The sequence below is a fragment of the Streptomyces rhizosphaerihabitans genome (assembly GCF_025399795.1).
GTDB lineage: Bacteria > Actinomycetota > Actinomycetes > Streptomycetales > Streptomycetaceae > Streptomyces > Streptomyces rhizosphaerihabitans.
In genome coordinates, this window is the sequence record NZ_JAODTZ010000041.1 from 1 (window position 1) to 18,004 (window position 18,004).

General features: G+C 65.8%; 14 protein-coding genes and 1 pseudogene. 9 read left to right on the forward strand and 6 right to left on the reverse strand.

Annotated elements, in window-relative coordinates:
- Window positions 1-457 (reverse strand): annotated as a pseudogene (locus tag N4G66_RS31710) (IS5 family transposase); the annotation flags it as partial.
- A gap of 87 nt (window positions 458-544) precedes the next feature.
- A complete protein-coding gene (locus N4G66_RS31715; RefSeq protein WP_261707706.1) occupies window positions 545-706 on the reverse strand; it encodes a hypothetical protein in 162 nt (53 codons plus the stop codon).
- Between the two features lie 140 nt (window positions 707-846).
- On the opposite strand from N4G66_RS31715, the gene N4G66_RS31720 reads away from it, so the two are divergent.
- A complete protein-coding gene (locus N4G66_RS31720) occupies window positions 847-1,506 on the forward strand; it encodes an HAD family hydrolase (protein ID WP_261707707.1) in 660 nt (219 codons plus the stop codon).
- Here the strand turns inward: N4G66_RS31720 and N4G66_RS31725 are convergent.
- Window positions 1,487-2,761, reverse strand: coding sequence for a transcriptional regulator (locus N4G66_RS31725; RefSeq protein ID WP_261707708.1), 1,275 nt, complete (start codon window positions 2,759-2,761; stop codon window positions 1,487-1,489). The genes N4G66_RS31720 and N4G66_RS31725 overlap by 20 nt on opposite strands.
- A gap of 271 nt (window positions 2,762-3,032) precedes the next feature.
- Between N4G66_RS31725 and N4G66_RS31730 the strand changes: the two genes are divergently transcribed.
- From N4G66_RS31730 to N4G66_RS31760, 7 genes are all read left to right on the forward strand, one after another.
- On the forward strand, window positions 3,033-3,926 hold the full coding sequence (locus N4G66_RS31730; protein ID WP_261707709.1) for an aminoglycoside phosphotransferase family protein: 894 nt from the start codon (window positions 3,033-3,035) through the stop codon (window positions 3,924-3,926).
- 77 nt (window positions 3,927-4,003) lie between these two features.
- Complete coding sequence (locus N4G66_RS31735; RefSeq protein WP_261707710.1) at window positions 4,004-5,254, forward strand: methionine adenosyltransferase; 1,251 nt, start codon at window positions 4,004-4,006, stop codon at window positions 5,252-5,254.
- A 47-nt stretch (window positions 5,255-5,301) separates the two neighbouring features.
- Window positions 5,302-6,180: an aminoglycoside phosphotransferase family protein gene (locus N4G66_RS31740; RefSeq protein ID WP_261707711.1), complete on the forward strand. Its 879-nt coding sequence runs from the start codon at window positions 5,302-5,304 to the stop codon at window positions 6,178-6,180.
- Window positions 6,177-6,887 (forward strand): histidine phosphatase family protein, encoded by a 711-nt coding sequence (locus N4G66_RS31745; protein ID WP_261707712.1) that lies wholly within the window; start codon window positions 6,177-6,179, stop codon window positions 6,885-6,887. The genes N4G66_RS31740 and N4G66_RS31745 overlap by 4 nt, the downstream gene beginning before the upstream one ends.
- The gene (gene serS / locus N4G66_RS31750) at window positions 6,880-8,172 is read left to right on the forward strand and encodes a serine--tRNA ligase (protein ID WP_261707713.1); all 1,293 of its coding nucleotides are present in this window, start codon (window positions 6,880-6,882) and stop codon (window positions 8,170-8,172) included. Before N4G66_RS31745 ends, serS begins: the two co-directional genes overlap by 8 nt.
- Window position 8,173: 1 nt before the next feature.
- Window positions 8,174-9,196: a glycosyltransferase gene (locus tag N4G66_RS31755; protein WP_261707714.1), complete on the forward strand. Its 1,023-nt coding sequence runs from the start codon at window positions 8,174-8,176 to the stop codon at window positions 9,194-9,196.
- Between the two features lie 458 nt (window positions 9,197-9,654).
- Complete coding sequence (locus tag N4G66_RS31760) at window positions 9,655-10,197, forward strand: hypothetical protein (RefSeq protein WP_261707715.1); 543 nt, start codon at window positions 9,655-9,657, stop codon at window positions 10,195-10,197.
- Window positions 10,198-10,672: 475 nt separating this feature from the next.
- On the opposite strand, the gene N4G66_RS31765 is transcribed toward N4G66_RS31760, so the two are convergent.
- Both N4G66_RS31765 and N4G66_RS31770 read right to left on the reverse strand, forming a co-directional pair.
- Window positions 10,673-11,557, reverse strand: a complete 885-nt coding sequence (locus N4G66_RS31765) for an HNH endonuclease (protein WP_261707716.1) — start codon at window positions 11,555-11,557, stop codon at window positions 10,673-10,675.
- On the reverse strand, window positions 11,557-13,038 hold the full coding sequence (locus N4G66_RS31770) for an AAA family ATPase (protein ID WP_261707717.1): 1,482 nt from the start codon (window positions 13,036-13,038) through the stop codon (window positions 11,557-11,559). The genes N4G66_RS31765 and N4G66_RS31770 overlap by 1 nt, the downstream gene beginning before the upstream one ends.
- 863 nt (window positions 13,039-13,901) lie before the next feature.
- Here N4G66_RS31770 and N4G66_RS31775 point away from each other — a divergent pair.
- Window positions 13,902-14,723, forward strand: coding sequence for a DUF317 domain-containing protein (locus N4G66_RS31775; RefSeq protein ID WP_261707718.1), 822 nt, complete (start codon window positions 13,902-13,904; stop codon window positions 14,721-14,723).
- A gap of 233 nt (window positions 14,724-14,956) precedes the next feature.
- On the opposite strand, the gene N4G66_RS31780 is transcribed toward N4G66_RS31775, so the two are convergent.
- Window positions 14,957-17,857 (reverse strand): RNaseH domain-containing protein, encoded by a 2,901-nt coding sequence (locus N4G66_RS31780; protein ID WP_261707719.1) that lies wholly within the window; start codon window positions 17,855-17,857, stop codon window positions 14,957-14,959.
- Between the last annotated feature and the right edge of the window lie 147 nt (window positions 17,858-18,004).

Here is an 18,004-nt window from a genome sequence, read left to right on the forward strand (position 1 = left end):
AGCTGGGTGACGTCGTTGCGGTTCCCGCCGGTCAGCGACACCGCGAGCGGGATGCCCTGGGCGTCGGTGACGACGTGGTGCTTGCTGCCCGGCCGCGCGCGGTCGACCGGGCTGGGTCCGCTTTTGGGCCCCGCCGGGCCGCCCGCACATGCGAGGAGTCGATCACCGCCCGCGACCAGTCCAGCTGCTTCGCGGCCCGCAGCTTCCTCAGCAGCACCAGATGCAGTTGATCCCACACGCCGGCTTCATTCCACGCGGCCAGGCGCCGCCAACAGGTCATGCCCGAGCCGAAGCCCAGCTCCTGCGGCAGGTACTCCCATTGGATGCCGGTGTGCAGCACGAACAGGATCCCGCACAAGGCCTGCCGGTCCGGCACCCGCGGTCTGCCCTCGACCAGCTTGGGCCCAGGCTTGGGCAGCAACGGCTCGATGAGCGACCACAGTTCATCCGACACGATCCACGGCCGCGACTGACGTGTTCCCACGCCCGGACCAACGACCGTCCAAGCCGAAGGTCACATGATCAACAGCTTCTGTTAGGACCTCTAAGCGGCGCACGGCGTGGTGTCCGGGGTCAGCCGAGGGTTGAGACGACGCTGGTGGTCCCGCTGCCGCCCCCAGAGGATGGCGAAGACGTTGTGGGCCTTGGCAGTGGCGAGTTGGCTCTGGGGCCAGTCGTAGTCGTCGGCTGCCAGAAGGTGCCCCACGGTCGTCTCTCCTCGCGAGTGGCCGACCTTGACCCCGAACTCTGGACACTCGAGAGGCTTCCGTCTGTAGGCACCTGCGTAACCCCGGTAAGAGGACCGTCTCCGCCTCTACGCGGCTGGCACCGTCTAATCTTCCGAGCATGATTCGTGCTGTGGTGTTCGACGTCGGTGAGTGCCTCGTCAATGAGACCCGGGAATACGGAACCTGGGCGGACTGGCTGGGGGTGCCGCGGCACACCTTCGCGGCCATGTTTGGGGCGGTCATCGCGCAGGGTCGGGACTACCGGGAGACGTTCCAGGAGTTCCAGCCCGGTTTCGATCTAGCCGAGGAGCGGGAGAAGCGCGCGGCGGACGGGAAGCCGGAGTGGTTCGGTGAGGACGACCTGTACCCGGATGTGCGGCCGACGCTGACCGCACTGCGCGCGGCTGGCCTGTGGGTAGGCATAGCCGGGAATCAGACCGTTCGGGCCGGCGGTCTGCTGCGAGGGCTGGACCTGCCGTCCGACCTCATCGCCACCAGCGATGACTGGGGAGCCTCGAAGCCAGATGTGGCCTTCTTCGAGCACGTCATTGAGGCGACGCCTGCCGAGCCGGGCGAAATCCTGTACGTCGGCGACCGTCTCGACAACGACATCCGCCCGGCCGTGCAGGCCGGCCTGCTGACAGCGCTGATCCGGCGTGGGCCCTGGGGCACGATTCAGCAGCGTGATCCGGACTCCGACGCGATTACGACGATGCGGATCGACTCGTTGGCGGAGCTGCCGGAGAAGATCGCTAAATTCAACGCTGGAGAGCGCTGACTGTCGTTCCCCAGTCGTAAAGACGGTCGTCGAGGTCCCGGACGCACTGCTCGCTCTGCCAGGGAGTGAGCGTGCGCCGGACCTCGCGGACGCGGTCCATACCGGTGGCGTACCAGGTGACGGCGAGTTGGTCGAGCGCCTGGGTTGCGTACCGGCATGCCTCCTCCGGTCGGTTGTCCGCAGCTTCGACCGCGGCGAGGTCGCCGAGGATGACGGTGCGCTGCTTGTCGGATGTAGGCGGCAGGTCGTTGAGGACCTGGCCGAGGGTTTCCCGCGCTTGGGGGAAGTGGCCGGCCTTGAGCTGCGTATTGCCCTTGAAGGCAGCCAGGCGGACGGGGCTGAACCAGTCCATCCAGACCGGGGTGGGGTGCTCGGAGCCTGCGGCGAGGGTGTCCTCCGCATGGCTGATCAGTTGTAGTGCGGTCCGCGGGTTCCCGCAGCGGGTCTCGCACTCGGCTTCGACGGCATCCAGCCAGGCCCAGAGTTCCGCGGAGGCGTCTTCGCGGCGTGCGTAGGTGCGCGCAGCGACCATGCGCTCGACCGCTGCGTCCCTATCTCCTGCCCACCCAGGTATGAAGGCCATGTGAGCGAGGACTGCCGATCCGAGGAGTGAGTCGTCTGCTTCGCCTGCGGCCTGCAGTGCGCGCAGGAGGGTTTCGGATGCCTGGTCGGGCTGGCGTAGGTCGAAGAATTCGATGCGGCCGGCGAGCAGGTAGGACTCGGCCAGGGCAGCGGCGAGGATCCTGCGGGTGGGGTTCGCTGTCTCGGGCAACAGAGCACAGCCAAGCCGAGCGTGTTCCATGACTGCTGGGTGCAGGGTGGCCGGTGCCACCGACCAGTACAGGTGTCGGTGGGATCGGGTAACGGCCTCGAAGTCGTTGCCAACGGTGGCTGGTTGTGTCGCGATGGTGGACTGAGCGGGGACTGAGGCCAGCCGCGCTCTGGGCAGGCGTCGGTGTGAGGAATGGCTGGCTGTCGTTTCGGGCTGGCGCTCTTCAACCCCCCAGGGCGGGGTGAAGCCGAGGTCCTCCATGCTCTGGCCCAACAGGTGGGTCAGGACTCGGTGAACGTCGGGCTGGGGCCAGGGCGGTGTGGCGGATTCCCAGCGCCGGATCTGTCGGACGCCGACGGCCAGTCCTCGGATGCCGAGCTTGGGTGCGGCCTTGGTGATGGCGTCAGCCAGGGCTTGTTGGGAGTTGTATCCGGCAGCCATGCGGGCGGCTTTGAGTCGGGTGTTGCCTGCGGGACGGGACATGGATCTCCTCGGGGATGAACTCTCGTCAGAGAGTGCCACGCGATGTCCCCGCCACGGCGCAAAATCATCCACGGACGAACAGAAAAGCCCTATAGCTGTCCTCTTGACGACCTGTCAGAGTCCTCGAATAGGACTTGGCGGACCAGGATGATGGCACTTCCGCAAGCCCAGCAGCAAGCGGCTGCGAACAGCGACTACCTGGCACAGCCACGTCGGCGGCGCTGACGACCAGTTCACTCGCAGCGGCATCGGCAGGATGGAGGTGAGAAGGATGGGCAGCGCAAACATGGCGGAGCCGTGGATCGAGCGTGATCTCGGCCCGTTTGGACCGGCAGCCCTCAAGCCGTACTCCGAAACGCGGCGCGCCACGGACGGCAGTGCATTCCTGAAGGTCTACGTGGGCGTCGATCCCGAGGGCCGGCGTCGGCGCGAGGTCGCAACGATCAAGCGCGCCGCCTTACGGGGAATCTTGGTTCCGCACGTTCTGGCCACGGGGAGGGGCGAAGCCGGATCGTGGACAGCTTTCCGGTCGGTGGCTGGGACGCCGTGCTCGATAGGCACGCACGAGGCAATTGAGGAATACATCGGTCACGTCGTGGCTGTGAGTGGACGACTGCACCGGTCCACTGCTGGTCTCACTTCAGGATCCGGGTGGGAAGCGACGCGTGCAGATCTCGATTCGCCCCGCCAGTTCCTTCTGGACCAGCTCTCTCCTCGCTGTCAGCGACTGTCTTGGTGGGCGGTGCTGAGCACGGCCCTTCAAGCCATTGATGCGCACCCGGTTGTTCACCTGCACGGTGACCTCAAGGCCGAGCACCTCCTCGTCGATGGCGCTCGACTGCACGTCGTCGACTGGGAGGCGAGCGCCCGTGGGCCGGCCGTCCTGGACTACACCGACGTGGTCTTCCACCTCATACGCGACCTGCTGTACGAGGGCGTGCCACCCGGACGTGTCCCGATCGATCTCGTGACCCGGCTGCCGTTCAGCGGGCCGGTTCTCGCCTGGCGACTGCTCCTCTGGCTCGACCGGCGTCGACCCGACGACACCGGCCGCGTCACCGCCAACGACGTATACCGAGTCGCTGCCGAAGAGCAGGCCGCCTCCGCGTACAAGTCTCTATCTCACGCCATCTTCCGCCTCCGCGCTGTCGGCGTTCCTCGCTGAATCCACGCTTCATCGCTCGTCCAGGCGTGCTGACGCCTGTGCTCATCCGCTTCTGCCCCCTTGAACGGGAGTTCGTGATGCCTCGTACGAGCACGACCATCGACAACAGCCACCTCGTCATCGACACCGGCATGGCCCAGCCGGACGCGACGACCATCGTGGAACGCAAAGGACTCGGCCACCCGGACACCCTTGCCGACCATCTTGCCGAGCGACTGTCCCGCGCCTACAGCCGCTACACCGTTGAGCGCTTCGGCGCCGTGCTGCACCACAACTTCGACAAGCTCGCCCTCCTCGGTGGGGCCAGCGAGGTCCGCTACGGGGGAGGTGGGATGACGTCGCCGGTGCGGGTCCTGGTCAACGGGAGGGCGGCACCAGCCTGCGCTGGCGAGCGCATCCCGGTCACGGAGATCGTGGAAGCCGAGGTTCGGGCGTTCTTCGCCGAGCGGCTCGCCGAGGTTTCGGAGCACCTCGACATCACCTTCAACATCACCAGCAATTCGAGTCCAGGCGCCGTCCTCACCGGCGACGCGGTGCCGGACCGAACCCGCTGGTTCAACCCACGCTCCATAGACGATCTTCGCGAGCGGCGTGTGCGGCTCTCGAACGACACCTCCCTCGGCACTGGCTGGGCGCCGGAGAACCCCTTCGAGTCCTTCGTCCGTGAGCTGGTGGACCACTTCTCCGGCGAGAGCGAGTTCACCCTCCCCCGCGCGTGGTGCGGCTCGGACGTCAAGCTCATGGGGTACTGGGACGGGGAGCAGGCGGATGTAGTGCTGTGCGTCCCCCAGAAGTCGCGCCACGTCGGCAGCCGCGCGGAGTACGTCGGAAACACCGAGAGTGTCCTCGCTGAGTGCTACCGGCTTGCCGACCTTCGACTGCCCGGCTCCAAGGCCCGCTTCCGATTGAACGCACGCGACGTCCCGGAGAAGGACGAGTTGTACCTGACCTACTCCGGCAGCTCGATCGAATCTGGGGACGAGGGCGTGGTGGGGCGAGGCAACCGCGTAAACGGGCTGATCACGCCATTACGGCCGATGAACCTGGAGGGTGCCAATGGCAAGAATCCCGTCTACCACGTCGGCAAGCTCTACAACGTGGCTGCGCAGCGACTCGCCAGCCAGCTTCACGAGGCAACCGGAGGGCACGCCGAAGTTCATCTGGTGAGCACCACAGGGCAGCGGCTCGATCAACCCTGGCGCATCCTCGTCCGCCTGTCCTCGCCTGACGCCGAGTTCGACAAGGTGCAGGCGCTGGTCACGGAGGCTCTCGGCGAGTTCCCGGCCATCACGGATGAGCTCGTTTCTGACGGGATCGTGCTGAGCTGATGAGGACGCGGACGCTCGGAGAGATTTCCACAGGGTGCCGACAGCGATTGCTCGCGCATTACGGGCCAGCGGTCCAAGCCTGGCTGCACGCGGCGCCTGGTCTGCTGGAACAGGCCGCGGAGCGCTGGAAGCTGTCCCTCGGCGGCTACTACGACGCCGGACACGCCTCAGTGATCGCGTTGGCGACCTCCTCCGACGGCCGTCCGCTGCTCCTCAAGGCATGGACTGACCCTGCTCGGTACCGGCACGAGATCAGCGCGCTGCAACTGTGGGCTGGCGGCCCCACTGCGGACGTTGTCGAGACGGCGAACGATCTTGGGGTTGCCGCCCTGGAACTGGTGGGGGGCCGCCCCGGTGGTGCGGAGCGGCCAGCACGCGAAATGCAGATGGTTGCTGCCGCCCTTCAAGGGTTGCATACCCTCGGCCGGCGCAGAAACCGGCCCACCGGCCTCCCTCTGCTCGCAGACCACCTCCGAACGGAAATGCTGCCCCGGATCGAGCAACGGATACAGACACTCCGCCGCGGTGCATGGCGTCCCCTCGTCGAAGCCGCATGCCCGTCACTTGCCGACCTGAAGGAAGACGCAGATCGCACGACGGTCCTGCACGCTGACCTGTACCGCGAGAACGTGCCCTTCGACTGGATGGGCCTCCCGCGCCTGCTCGATCCGCTGCCTATGGTGGGCGACGCGGTGTTCGACTGGGCCTTCTGGACCGTCTACTACGACCTCGGACATGGAACCGACAGGCGGCTCGCCTCTGCCGCCCGCATCTCCAGAATCCCCGTCCCGGTACTCGCGCCATGGTGCAGAGCACTGGCCGTCGACGGACTCCTCTTCTACATCGAGGTCGGAGACCCGAGGGCACAACGCATGTCGGGAGTGCTCTCCAGCCTTTCACCGTCGATCCCAAGGAGGGACTCGTGACCACCTACATCCTCCGCCACGGGCAGACGAACTACAGCAGGCGGTATCTGGTCAATGGCGACCCGTCCAAGCCCATCCAGTTGACTGAGGAGGGGCGGCAGTCGCTGAGCCGAGGTTGGTCGACCCTCCCTCTCCACACCGTGCGGACGTGGCTGACCAGCGAATTCCCCCGCGCTCAGCAGACAGCATTTCTGTTGATGGGTGTTCCCGCAGCGGTGCTCGTCATCGACCCTCACCTGAACGAACTCGACTACGGAATCTTCGAAGGCAGCCCGTTCCTGGAATACGCGGTCTGGCTTGACAGCCACGGCACGGCCAAGCGCCCGGAGGGCGGAACCGAATCCCAGCGAGAGGGCATCCGGAGAATGCTCACGGGAGTGCTCGCTGCCCTGGAGCACCCAGGGCCCCGTGTGCTCGTAGGGCATGGCCTGCTGATCTCCGTACTCCTCTGGCACAAGAGCCGCTGCTCGAACGAGGCCATGCCGCTCTTCTTTCCGGAGGCGCCCTATATCGAGCCAATCGCCATAGCTGACGACGAGCTGCCCGTCCGGATCACGGCGCTGCTGAGTGATCTTGACCGAGACACGCACCAAGAAGCCGACGACCACGGTGGCGCGTCCATATTGCGGATCGACGGAGGCTCGGCGGTTGCTACCGTCGAATCCGCATCCCACTCGCCGGATCAGAAGGATCTTCCTCATGCATGATGCCCGCGCCCTGATTGAAATGGGTGCCGAAGCGGTTCGTCGGCTCGCTCGTCGCGGTTACACACTGGACCTGCCCGAGCTGGAGGACCTCCAGTCCCGGCGCAACCAGAACATCCGCTCGGCCGACGAGTTGCGGGCGGAGTCGAAGCGGGTGGCGAGCGAGGTCCAGCAGACGGCCAAACAGGGCGGTGACATCGCCAAGCTGAAGGAGCGCGCTCGCGAGCTGAAGGACGAGATCCGCGAGATCGAGGCCGGGCAGGAGCAGGTCCAGGAGCAGCTCCGCGACCTCCTCCTCAGCATTCCGAACCTGCCGGACGACGCCGCACCCGACGGTGACTCCGATGAGTTCGCGGTCGAGGTCAGGCGCGTCGGCACACCGCCCGCGTTCCCGTTCGAGCCGAAGGACCACGTCGACCTCGGTGAGGCCACCGGCATCCTCGACTTCGCACGGGCGACGAAGCTCTCCGGCCCGCGCTTCGCGGTCTCCCGCGGCGCCGGAGCAGCGCTGGAGCGAGCCCTGGCCACGCTCTTCCTCGACCTCCACACCCGTCGGCACGGGTACATCGAGCACGCGGTTCCCTACCTGGTCACCCGCAAGACCATGACCGGCACTGGGCAGCTGCCGAAGTTCGAAGAGGACCTGTTCAAGACCGGCGTCGCCGACCGAGAGCTGTTCCTGATCCCGACCGCCGAAGTGCCGCTGACCAATCTCTACGCCGACGAGATCATCCCTCCCGCCGAGCTGCCACTGGCGCTCACCGCGCACACGCCTTGCTTCCGTTCGGAGGCCGGATCGTACGGGCGCGACACCAGGGGCCTGATCCGCCAGCACCAGTTCTCCAAGGTGGAGATGGTCCGGATCGTCGACCCGAAGGACGCTGACGCCGAACTGGAGAAGATGGTCAGCCATGCCGAGGCGTGCCTGAAGGAACTCGGCCTCGCCTATCGGGTCGTCACCCTCCCTGCCGGCGACACGGGCTTCTCCGCCCAGCTCACGTACGACATCGAGGTCTGGATCCCGAGCCAGAACACGTACCGCGAGATCTCCTCGATCTCCAACTTCGGCACGTTTCAGGCCCGCCGCGCGAACATCCGCACCCGCGGTGAGGACGGCAAGCCCAAGCTCGTCGCCACGCTCAACGGCTCCGGTCTCCCCGTCGGCCGAACCGTCGCCGCGCTTCTCGAACAGTCCCAGCAGGAGGACGGCTCCCTCGTCCTGCCTGAATCGCTCTTCCCGTACCTCGGCTTCCGCCGTATCTCGGCGGACGGAACACCGGAGGCATAACGTGCTCGTCGGCGTCTGCGACTTCCCTGGTAGCTACGCCTTTCCACCCGCCGGGTACGGCGGGATCGAACGCTGGCTGTGGGCGGTCGCCGTGGGCGCCCGAGCCGCAGGCGCCGACGTACACCTCCTTGGGCCGGGCTGGCTCACGGACCTGGAGCACGACTGGGTCCGCAAGCCGGTCCGTCTGGAGGAGATCACCACCGGATCGCTCGCCTCGCGCGATCTTCGAAGCGCCGGATACGACCTGCTGGTCGTGGGGCACGAGTATCCGTCGCTGCTGGCTTGGACGCGTACCTGGAACGAGCTGGACTGCGACGTCGCCACGTTCCAGCACTCACCCGTCTTCCGACACGCCGACTCGGCCTTTGACGGCAAGCGGTCACGGCTCTACTGCTACTCGCCCGAGATGATCGAGCGGTACGCAGAGCATCAGCCGATCCCTGAACTCGCTGTCCACCTCGGCCTGGATGAGGACGAGCCGCCGGCCGTAGCAGGCAGTGACCTTGTGTGGCTCGGCCGCATAGACCAGGAAAAGGCGCCGCACATCGCAGTCCGGGCCGCCCAGATGCTCGGCCGCCGAATACAGATCGTCGGCCCGGTCTTCGACGAGGCGTACGTGCGACGCCACGAACGCCTCTTCAGCGCAAGCCACGTAAAATGGGTCGGCGAACTCGGTGGCCCCGCCAAGACCGCCGCTATCCGCGACGCCTCCGTCTTCGTCTACACCTACGCCCGTACGTATGTGGAGGCCGGCGCCGCGGTCTTCGGTGAGTCTCTCCGCGCTGGCACCCCCATGGCCGCGCTCACGTGGCGCGAGGGAACCTGCGCCGAGGCGGCCCTGTGCGATCAGACGGGGGTGATTGCGGTGGCCGACCCAGACCAAGGCGACGAGCCAGCCGCGGAACTTCTGGCTCTGGCGATCGAACAGGCCGAGGGCCTCAACCACACGGAGGTCCAGGAGATCGGGACGCATCGTTTCGATCCGGCTCGCCACTTCACGGCGATGTCGACTCGGTCATGTTGACGCATGGGACCAGGGAACACGCGCTCGCGGCGTCAGCCCCTCCGGAGGGCCACTTACCTGCAGTGCTACGGCAAGTCCTCGGTAAACAATGGGAGTTCTCTGCTTCCGACGGGCGGATCACGATCGAGCATGTGCACAGGGGATCTCCGTATTGTCCGCCTCGCCGCGCCCCGTCGTGGGAGGAACTGCTGGCGGGGCTCAAGGCGGGCTTCGCGGCGCAGGGCGTCCCACAGGCCGCCTGTCTGCCACTTCGATGGGGCCGCGAGACCGAGCTGACGATCTCAGCTGTCCAAGCCCTCGACCCCCTCCTTAAGGACGGGCGCCCTCTGACATACCGCAGTGGCTTCCTGCCCCAGCCTGTTGTCCGATTCACCGGGCAGCGTGACGCATCGGGTGCCCTCCGGGATGGGTTTCTGACCTCGTTCGTCAACGTCTCCCGTGTCCAGCCGATTCAGCGCTTGGACGAGTACGGAACCATCTTGGACGGCTGGCTCAGCGTGCTGTCGCAATTGGGCTTCCACGCGCGCCACATCAGCATCCACGGCGAGCTTGCAGCATGGCGGCGCCGCCAAGTCGAAGGGATCACCCTTCGCTTCAACCACCTCGACCTGTCACTCGGCGACATCGTCCTCCTTTGGAACGTCGACAACCCCGGGCGCATGGCAGTAGACCTGGGCACCGGGCTGGAACGCCTGGCCTGGGCACGGACGAGGCAGGGGTGGAACGACCTTGTCTTCGGTGGATTCGTGTCCCTGGCGCCATCGCCGACTCTGGATGCCGTCCGCACGGCCACTCTTCTCCTCGCGCATGGCATCCGTCCCGCCGCGCGAGGGGCTGGTGGAATCACCCGCCGGGCGATCGGAACGGTCGATCCCGGTGCGGCGAGGCTGGGCGTCAGCTCCCTGGTTCGCGCGTCGTACCGCTATTGGCGACTGTTCGGTGAGCCGAATGTTCCATGGCCAGCCGTGACCATGGCGATCGAGCAGGAACTGGGCATCTGACGGAAGATCCCTGACGGATCGAGCCACTCACATGGGGCAGTTCCCCCGATCGGTTCCGAAGAGCAGGCATCAAATAGCCATTGGCACCTTAACCACCGAACCGCGACCGACACCCGAACCTCTGGCTGGAAAATCGGAGTTGTCCGTTGACATCGAACCCAGTCGTTTTGCCATCGAACCGAGTCGTGCCGCTTCTGGCGCGCTCAGAATCACGACACGAGAGAGGACCGACGACAAGCCCGTCGACCTCAGCACGTGGCCGGGGCCCGTAAAAAGGGGCCCCGGTCGGCGAACCCGATGACCACGCCATCGGCCGGTCCCGCGGCGGACTGACCACGAAGACATCTCATACCGCTGGAGGTCAACTCGGAGGGTGGCGGCGTCACGTCCAGCCCCAGTGAGCCGTGGCACCCTCTTCTCCGAAGTGGTGGCATCCCCTCATATCGGCCTTCTCGGAGATTGGCTGTCGGGCCAATTATTCGAGGTTCGTCTCCGCGCTTGAGCTGCGCCAGCCGCCGTCGACGTACCAATCGTCGGCAGCCAGGGCCTTGAACAGGGCATAGCCCATCGTGTTGGGGTTACCCCGGTAGCGCCAGCCCTCGGCCTTGCGCTCAAGCCAGAAGGCGATGTCGTTGGTGTGCGCCATCGTGAGGTCGTGGTTGGTGGATGCTATATGGCTACTGACCAGAAGGCTGTATCGGTAATCCAGGTCGAACACCTTTAGGTGGGTCTGGAGGCGTTCGGTGAGTGTGTCGCTCCAATCGGAGTGGGGGGATACGAAGAACTTCATGGACGGCTGCTCGTTGCCGCGTGGCCTCCTTAGGCGAGCGCGGAGCCAGGGGTGGTGGGAGAAGTCGTCGAAGTAGGGGTGCAGGGTCTGGTCACCCGCCTTGACGGGGACTGTGGCGAGCTTGCCGGTGTTGCAGTCGCGGCAGGCCGGAATGAGGTTAACCGGGACCACGCTGAGCAGCGGGTACTTGTTCTTGGGTAGGTGGTGATCGAGCGTGGTCACCAGGCCCTCCCCACAGAGGGGACACCGGTTGTCCCGTCGACGGCCTTCATCGTCGGTCGTACCTCTGAGCGCCTCGTAGATGCGGCGGCCCGGAGCGCGGTCCTTGACCATCCGGTCGGTGTAGACCCCCTCCAGGGCCTTGCGGTCGCGAGGGGCAGCAGGCGCGGCGGCGAGGCCCTGGAGGGTGTGAAGGGCCTGGCCATGAGCGGCTACCTCGTACGCGCTTGCCGCATTGGCCACCGCGTCGGTGAACGACTCCAGCCGTTCTCGGCTGCTGGGGCGGGCGTTGCCGATGCAGGTGGTGTAGACGTCGCGAGCGTCGAAGGGCGGAGGGTCTATGTGCTGCATCAGCTGTGCCCCTCCACGTCGTTGCGCTGGCCGAGCAAGGCGCTGAGCACCAACTGCGCCTCGCTGCCCAGCTGTCCGCTGAAATGTTCCAGGACAGCGTCGTAGGAGTAGCCGACGTCGACCAGACGCCGCAGCTCGTGCAGAAAGCCGGCCTCGGTGAGTTCCAGACCGAAGACCTCGTGAGTCAGCACGCCGACGTTCTCGCCGTACGTCTCGATGCGAGGCTGCGCGGCTCCGAGCTGCCCGCCGTAGCGCCAGAGCTTCCAGACGCAGTGGGCAGGAATCTCCTGGAGCACAACCGGCGAGTGCGTGGCGACGATGGCCAGCCCGTTGCGCTCGGTGAGCAGATCGGACAGCGCACGCATGAACGCGGCCAACAAGGGCGGATGGAGGTGGGTTTCCGGTTCATCGATGATGACGAGGGTCCGCTCACTCACGTGCTCGATGAGCCGGGTCATGGTGAGCAGAACGAGCCGGTGGCCGGCGCTGAGGCGGCGGAAAAGCTGCCGGGCCTTTTTCTCGCGGCTGTTCAGGCTGGCGGTGTGCTCGAAGTTCTCCAGCCAGCCCTCCTCCAGGAGCCCACTCCCGGGATAGTCGAGTGTGCGCAATGCCCTGATCCATTGTGGGCTGCGCTCGCGCGTCAGACATGCCTTCATGGCGTGCGCGAAGTCCTTCCTGAGCCCGCCAGGGGTCTTGAACCTGGGGGATCGTGAACCCTGAACATGCAGGCCCACGTAGGAAGCGATGAACATCTCGTCGCCCTCGACGAGGGGGAAGTCGTCAAAGGCGCTGAACGAGACAGTCACCAGGTTGTTGAAGGAGCGGCCCTCGCGGCCGTACTCGATGACCTGCCCGAGCTCCCGCGGCTGTGGCTCGACCGCAGCGACGGCGCGGGCCAAGTGGGAAAGGACGTATGACTTCCCCACGCCGTTCCGCCCGGTCAGGGCGTGCACGTTGCTGGCCGGCCGGGAGCCGGGCTCGACCTTGAACCGGAACCGCACGGGATCCGTTGTGGGTGGCAACGGCGGCTCGTAGGCGATGTCGAAGTTCACCCGGCGCGCTCCACCGCGTGCGATGCGCTGCAGCTGCCCGCGCACGGTCGACATCTTGACGAAGCGCAGTAGCGAAGTACGGGTCACATCTTGGTTCCGCGCGAGGCGGAAGGAGTCCTCGTCGTAGGCGATGTCCCGGAGCGCGGTGAGCACTTCTTCCCGGACGGCGCCGGGCATCTCGCGCAGCGTGTAGTAATAGCTTTCATCCTGGCCTACTGAGAAGTACCGCGAGCTGTCCAGTCGGCTGAAGCGCTCCGGAAGCAGCACGTTGGCTCCATCCTCGCCGTCCATCGCCACGTGGCCGATCTTCACGGTGCCGACCTCGGTCCAGCCCTCCCTCGTAAGAATGCGCAACGTGAACATGGTGCGGTACCCGAAGTCGTCCCAGGCGTCGTGGACGAGGAGCGCATCGAAGAGGTCCTCCGCCACGGCGCCACCTTCGGCCCAGCGATGGTCGCCATAAATTACCCCGAATCGCACGGCTTTCCCCGTCCTCCCCGCCTACTGCTCCACCGTGATGTGCGATCTTAGGCGGCGGCGCGCGCACGGCTGTGCGGGGGGAGCGGACGTCGCGAACTCAGCTGCCCGGCAGGAAGGGCGCGGCTGGGGTTGGGCCGCCGTCGTTTTGTTGGTGAGGTGCGAATGGCCCGGCTGGCGTCCAAGTACGTGTGTAGTTCGTCCTGCGCGGAAGCTAGGAGCGCGGCCGGTCGCAGGATCGAAGTCCATGAGAACCAGCCGGTCCCGCTCCAACCACGACTCAAAGCCGACGTGCTGCCCGTCGTCGCCGCCCAGTGCCACCCCAGGAAATGACGCCCGCCCCACGACCACGGAAACGGCCGGACCGGCACGGCATCTTCGAACCTAGCCGTCGCGCAGTCCAACAATGGGCGGCGCCGCTTGCTCCCGCGCTGGCCGTCCACACGACATGACACCTCGATGTACGGGGCAGCACTCTCCACCACCGGCATTCGTCCCCCTCCAGCGTGATTACCTCTCCGACTGGATTCACTGTCAGAAAGGTCGAAGCGACTGGGTTCGCTGTCAAACGCCTCGATTGGATGACGCAGGACAGGAGTTCGCCGACGGCAGACAGGAATACTCGTAGAAAGACTGGCCACGCGGGGCAAGGCATGTCAAGGTAAACGACCTTCCCTGAGATCTTCAGGTCACGTGGTTCGGAGTAATGGCAGTGGATCCGGTAAGCCCTGGGTTTCCGCCGCCGATTACTTTGCCGTGTCGCCCCCTGGCACCCCGCCCGCGTCCTCTGCGGGCAGAAGATCTACTCCCATGCCTTGGAGGCGCTCCTGAGTCCGGATTTCCCGTTCGATCCATCCGTTGCGATTGGTGCTTCGTCCGCGTATTGGGTCGGCCCCCGGCACTTGGCCGGCGATGACGGACGTCCCTACGATGCCGTCGCGGACCGTCTCTCCGGCATCGGCTGGACGAGCCTGACCGTCGTTCGCGGGCGCCGTGAGCTCGACGAGCCGCTGGAGGACCATCAGGTGCTGCGCAGCACGGTCCTGCACATCAGTCCCGACGGCCTTCGGTGGGCTCAGTGGGTCCTGTCGGACGAGCCATTCCATCTTGGTGGGCTGCCGATCGCGTGGCAGGTGTCGGCCCGTTCGGATGTGAGCAATCCGCTCGCGGACTGGTCCGCCTACTTCACCCGCGACGTCCCGGGTGAATTCATCGCCGACCTTCTTGTGGCGCTCGACGCATGCGGCCAGCCCAGCGCTGTGTCCGCCGGCCCTGAGGTGGTGCTCGATTCGGTCGCTGCGCATGGTTGGCTGCGTGACGCCGATCAACCGCATGCGGCGGCAATGCATCCCACCTTCACTTCCCGCCTCAGCCTCGGCGAGGTGCCGCCCCTCATCCAGGACTCCGACCCCCGCGCTCTGACGGTCGAGGCGGAAGAGCCGGGTGCGACGGGCTGGCAGGCGTGGGCTGAGCTCGGGATGGGTGCCTCGTACTTGTGGGCTGCGTCGTTCAGTGCCAGCGTGCCGCACGGCCTTGTTGCCGCCTTCGCCTCCTCGCTCAGCTCCACGGCACCGGTACTGCGCAGGGTGCTGCCGGAGAGTACGCGGGACAAGCTCCTGCTTGCCCCCGCCAGCTGAGCTGTACTCCCGCGCTATGAAGCCGGGCTCCCGGACGGGGCCCGGCTTCACGTCGTTCCGGCCAGTTGGGCGACCCTATGTTCGAGTCCGGTGCGTGCTGCCCGCCATCGCGGTCATATCTGTGCGACTCGAGCGGCTGATCTTCGAGCCATGGTGGGTCGAGGTGCAACCGATGCGGTCGTGCAGCGCACGAAGGGCGGTCGGCCCCTTTGCTGCCACTGATGCTCTACAAGTCAGTACCCGCTGGCCTCCTTCAGGATCTCGATGCTCTCGGGATCCTTCGGCTCGGAGCGTCGGTACTGGGGGTGGCCAAGGTCCATCTGGAGCGCGGCGTGGAGGGGAGCGGGGTATCGCGTCCGGTCCGCCCAGGAGAGCGCCTGGTGGCTGAGCCGTGCCGCGGCGACCGCGAGAATCTCTCGGTCGTAGCCGTCCCGCGTGTGCATGGGGGTAATCTCCCGCGTGGTCATGCTGTACCACGGTGAGTTGAGTTCGTTCTCCTTGCGTTCGTCGGCGTTCTTCGACGCCTTTCCGGGTTTGGCCCGCCAGCGGGTCTTCCACTGACCGTGTCGCTTCTTGCCGTAGTTGCGGGGTTCGGTGAACAGGAACCACGGGTGACCTTCGGGTCGGTCCTCCGGGTAGTACAGGTCGCTGGAGGTCTTGAGCGGGACGGTTTTGCCGTTCTTCTGCTTCTCGGTGACGGCGACCAGACGGGGCATCTCTGCTTGCGCGCAGTTCATGCGGATGATGCTGGCCGGGTTCCAGGACGGAGGTAGTCCGCTTGCGGGAAGCCAGAGGCGCGGGTCATCGGGATCCTTCCCGAGGCCCTGCTTGTTGTTGTGAAGGCCAGGCCATACGCGGCGACTCGCGTGGCCGTCGATCATCAGGGCGTAGGGCAGGCCGTCGAGTTCGTCGTGGAGCTCTTGGAGGGCGGTGCGGACGTTATCGCCGGCCTGTGCCCAGCGCTGGAAGTCGCTGTCCCCGTTCTCTGTGTGAAGGGGGTAGTTGGCGGCGTGGAAGTTGCTCTGCGCGAGGGCGTAGTGCTCCCACCGCGGGTGGATGTTACTCCAACCGATCATGCGCCAGGGGCCGCCCGGTTCAGGAGACGGGATGATCGCACTGGCCGTGATGATCCTTTTGGGTGCGCCCTTGTACTTGCGGTCTGTGGCCTGTTTGCGGATGTGGATGCCGCAGAACGCCATGCGGGGCAGCGGGTACGGATCGTCGTCGGGGTAGAGGGCACGCTCGAAGCGGTCGTCCACGACGCCGCATGAACGGTAGAGGTCCAGCACACCCATGTAGACGCGGTGGTCTTCGAAGGCTTTCGCGGGCTTCTTAATGATGTTGAAGGTCTTGGTGAAGGAGTCGTACTCGCGGCCGACGAGGAACTGAGACGGCACTGCGGCCTTGGCGAGTTCTCGCACGACCTGGTGCTTGGCATCGTTCTCCGCAAGGGCGGTCTTCACCTCGGCGGATTTCATGCCCTCGTGCTCCTCGCCGCGCACCGGGATTTCCGTTTCGCACCACGCGGCGAGGAGAACCCCGGGCTCTGCGAACCTGCTTATGATCGTTTGGGCGTCGGCGGTGCGCTGAGCACCGGAGCCGTGCTCCAGCAGGGCTTCGGCGTTGCAGAAGACAGCTTCGATGCCATCGGCGAGCGGAAACGTCTTCTCTCCGCTGGGGTCAGGGTCGATGTCGTGGGGATCGAGGCCGTAAGGGTGGGCAAGGCCGTGGATCATCCGGGTGAGGGTCGCTTCCCGGTACCACAGGCACAGGATGCGGAGCTTCTTGTACCCGGCCGCCTCGATGGAACGGTGGATGCCCTCGGGAGAGGGCTTGCCGATGAGATCGACGTACTCGCCGTCCTGCTTCTTCTGCTTCTTCTCTTTCTCCTGGGCGGCGGTGGCAGGCTCGTGGGCACGCTTACCGAAGACATTGCCCTTCGACTTGAGGTCGAGCAGGGAGGCTGTGTCGCCGAAGACGCGCTGGACGTGGTTCCGCAGCAGCGAGAGGTGGTAGATGCCGGCGCCGGTTCCGACGGCGAAGGAGTCTGTCTTGGGCATGGTTGGCCTGATCGCACCAGGTGGCGGCGTCAGGATGTCGATCCGCTTGCCGTTCTCGTCCTTGGCATTCAGCCGGTTGCGCTCGTCGGTGACGCGCTTCTCGATAGCGGTGAGCGATGACCGGTCGGCGTTCATCTTCGCCAGGATTTCCAGCGCGTGCTTGTTCGTCTGCCGCAGGCCGCGCCCGTCAAGGGACACGGACATGAGGGGCCTGTCCGCTCCCTGGTCCACGAGGACGGTGCTGGCATGGATCACTGTGTTGTTGACGCGTCGGATGTGTGCGTCGAGATTCAGTACGGGGTTCGGCTCGGCAGTGTAGGTGGCCATCTTCACCGACAGACGAGACATCGCGTACTGGACTTGGCTGCGGGTGGGGTTCTCGGGAAGGGCCTTGATCGCTTCGTCGAGGTCGACCGGGTGGGCGAGGCTGGCGAAAACCGGGCCGATGGGCTGGTCCCAGGCAATCAGGTCACCGGTGCTGATCGGCCGGTACTGCACTGCCGCGATGTTTTCGGAGGGCCGCCAGTCGGCGGTCCGGTGCTTCGTTTCGCCGTTCGCAGCCTTGTACGCCTCAAGGACTGGCTCGATTTCCTGGTCGAGGAAGGTCTTCGAGGCCAGCTTCCTGGCGATGTGCCACTTCACTGCCTCATATGCCCAGCTGTCCGGGCTGGCGGGCTTGCCGTCTTCTGGCTGAAGGATGTTCTCCGCGAGGCTGTGCCGCCGGGGCGCGGCGTCGGCTACCAGCCTGGCCAAGGTGGGCTGGTCCATGAAGGGGATCTCGTCCAGAGGGACCTTACGGACGATGCCCTCTAGGTAGGTGAAGACCTTCCTGAGGATGTCGGGCTCCACGGGGTTGAGCGTCACCATGAAGGCCAGGTACTTGTCCAGGTAGACGTAGCCGTCGGTGATCTGTTGGAGCACGGTGACAGCGATGGAATAGGGGACCAGGAACGGGTCAGACTCCTGAACGTCCTTGATCCACTTTCCGTTTCTTGCTGCCGTGCTCCCCAGCTCTCGCCAGGCCCTGCGGATCGGCGAGTGGTAGTCGCCGAAGTCCCATACCAGGGCGGTCATGTCGTCCAGAAGTGCCGGGGTGCACCGGATCGATGTGGTGTGCGCGGTGAGATCCCGCTGCGTGTTGCTTCGCCCCATGAGCAGGGGTACCTCGTCTCTCGTTCTCTCCCATGGGGGAGAGGAATGCGGGCCTGTCTCCGCCATGGC

Coding starts and splice junctions, on each gene's coding strand:
- N4G66_RS31720 (WP_261707707.1), top strand. CDS start 847: ATGATTCGTGCTGTGGTGTTCGACGTCGGTGAGTGCCTCGTCAATGAG.
- N4G66_RS31725 (WP_261707708.1), bottom strand. CDS start 2,761: ATGTCCCGTCCCGCAGGCAACACCCGACTCAAAGCCGCCCGCATGGCT.
- N4G66_RS31730 (WP_261707709.1), top strand. CDS start 3,033: ATGGGCAGCGCAAACATGGCGGAGCCGTGGATCGAGCGTGATCTCGGC.
- N4G66_RS31735 (WP_261707710.1), top strand. CDS start 4,004: ATGCCTCGTACGAGCACGACCATCGACAACAGCCACCTCGTCATCGAC.
- serS (WP_261707713.1), top strand. CDS start 6,880: ATGCATGATGCCCGCGCCCTGATTGAAATGGGTGCCGAAGCGGTTCGT.
- N4G66_RS31765 (WP_261707716.1), bottom strand. CDS start 11,557: ATGCAGCACATAGACCCTCCGCCCTTCGACGCTCGCGACGTCTACACC.
- N4G66_RS31780 (WP_261707719.1), bottom strand. CDS start 17,857: ATGACCGCCCTGGTATGGGACTTCGGCGACTACCACTCGCCGATCCGC.